This is a genomic window from Leeuwenhoekiella sp. CH_XMU1409-2 (genome assembly GCF_037029365.1).
GTDB classification, from domain to species: domain Bacteria; phylum Bacteroidota; class Bacteroidia; order Flavobacteriales; family Flavobacteriaceae; genus Leeuwenhoekiella; species Leeuwenhoekiella blandensis.
The window spans coordinates 1-2,159 of the sequence record NZ_JAYMEI010000032.1 but is presented as its reverse complement, the minus strand read 5'-3'; the positions used below and the strand labels follow the sequence as shown (position 1 = coordinate 2,159).

The 2,159-nt window shown below is 45.9% G+C and carries 1 protein-coding gene; it reads right to left on the bottom strand.

The annotated features are described in order from the left end of the window. Positions 1–173: 173 nt before the first annotated feature. Positions 174–1,760 (bottom strand): family 43 glycosylhydrolase, encoded by a 1,587-nt coding sequence (locus WA338_RS18705; protein ID WP_336094538.1) that lies wholly within the window; start codon positions 1,758–1,760, stop codon positions 174–176. Positions 1,761–2,159 lie beyond the last annotated feature (399 nt).

The following is a 2,159-nucleotide window of genomic DNA, read 5'->3' as shown; positions in this document are numbered from 1 at the left end:
TTCAGCATCTCATCTAGTGAGACTTCTCGATACAATCCTTTCGCGCTCCGGCGCTCAAGCATCACTCGAAGTGACAGAGCGAAGCGTATTTTTTACTTCTTACTTTGTACTTTCGTATTTCAACACTGTCTTTACGCTTTATTCTATTCTCTTTTGTCTCCCGTCTATCAGCTCTAGTCTAATAGCTCAAAACGCACATCATCAACCCAAGCCGTTGCACCGGCAGCTCCTTTAGCATAAATACCTACAGTAAGCTTACCGTTGACTACGGAAACTTCATCTATGGTGATGCTGGTCCATTCGGGGTTTGAGGTGGTGAAGCTAGTTTCAAACGTTTGGGTACCGCTTTGGGCATAAAGGTTTAGTTCTTCAAATCCGGTGGTGTTTTTGACGGTGGCGGAAAGGCGATACTTTCCGTCAGGTAAACTTACATAGGGCGTACTGCTTAGTTCTTGGGTGATACGGCGTTCAAAAGGCACTTGATCGCTGATGTGTAAACTCTTTTCTCCGATCACATGCTGGCGGTCGTTTTGGGTGTTGAAGTGATTCAGTACAGGTGAATCGGGATCGGTGGTGGAAATGGGATTCCCTTGCAGGATCTCGGTATGCCAACCCAACAGCTGTTCCTGCACGGGTTTGTTGTTACTGGGAATGTGGCGACGGTCGGCTTCAAAACTCGGGTTCTTGATGTAATTGTTATCGGCTGCGACGCTCCAGGTTCCGGTGGCTTCGTTGAGCTTCCAGCTGTGTAACGAATTGAAATACGGTGTTTCCCCATCAAACGACAAAGGCACCCACTGGTTGTAGCCGAGTCCGTTACCGGCGAACTCTGCCCAGCGGTCTCCGCAAAAGAGTACGGTTTCTTGTTCGCTTCCGCGCACAGTATAAAAAAATCCGGTTTGCGAGATGTGCGCATAGTCTTGTTCGCTGCCCGGCATCACCTGCATCTCATTAGTGGGTTTATACGGACCAAAGATAGTATCGGCGACGAGGTAATAGGCAAAAGAACCATCCCAACCGTAGATGTTGGAAGCCGCCATATAGTACTTGCCCTTGTATTTAAACATACAATTGCCCTCGCGGCTGGCACCTCTAAAGATCTCGTGCACTTCAAGCAAATCTACCTTGCCGTCGCGCACGCCGATCTCTGAAATATAGATCTTGTTTCGCCCACGCCCGTAGGAATATACGAGGTAGGATTTTCCGGTATCGGGATCTGTAAAGACGGTTTGGTCCCCTGTATTGGGCGTCCCAATACGCGAGGTCATATCAATATGTCTATGTTCTTTAAAATCCCCCAAAGGCGAATCAGCCAAGGCGATCATCACATTTTTTCCGTGTTGGATCAATAGGGCATACTGCTTAAGTGCCTCGATATAGGCCACGCCCATACGCCCCAGCCAGGTAGGGCGTTCTTCATAGTTCACCGCTTCTTTGGTAAGCACGTGTTTCTCAAATTTCCAGTTCACCAGATCGGTAGAAGTGTAACAGGTTACCCCTTCAAAATGGTTACGCTCTAAGGTTTTAGACGGATCGTTGCGGTAGGTTTCAGCTTCTTTATAATGCACCCCATACCAGTAGTATTTAGGAATTCCGCTTTGCGGATCAGGAAACTGAAAAATGCCCCCACCCTGCGAATAGATGGGTTCGCCGTCTACGGTATTCCAAAAACGGTCGTTCGTGATCTTAAGTTCCTGCGCCCGTGAGGTACAGGAAAACACAGCAAAAGCTAAAAGAAAAGCAAGGCTAAAGGGTTTCATAGGCAATAGATAAGGAAACAAAATACGAGAAGAATTAAGGTTCTTTATCCTGTGCTTGCCTGTTCTTTTTCTTTGCTTATGATATTTTTATTTCGTGAAACTCATAAATCTCCTAGTGTCGATTTTGATATTATGTTCTTCTAAACGTGTCCTTTACTTTTCTTTGCTTGTCCAAAGAAAAGTAACAAAAGAAAAGACCCCCTTGCTTAGGAATTTTAGATTCGTGTAACCCTTCGGGTATAGATGCGCCTAGTCATCTCGACGATAGGAGAGATCTCACAACAGGCTAACTCACTTTTTCTCCCGATAACTATCAGAATCATTTCAGCATCTCATCTGTTCCGGTCGCTGTTTTTCTTTAGCAAGCATAAGTATTAAATATAAGCGTTCCCCTCCTCT

Coding starts and splice junctions, on each gene's coding strand:
- WA338_RS18705 (WP_336094538.1), bottom strand. CDS start 1,760: ATGAAACCCTTTAGCCTTGCTTTTCTTTTAGCTTTTGCTGTGTTTTCC.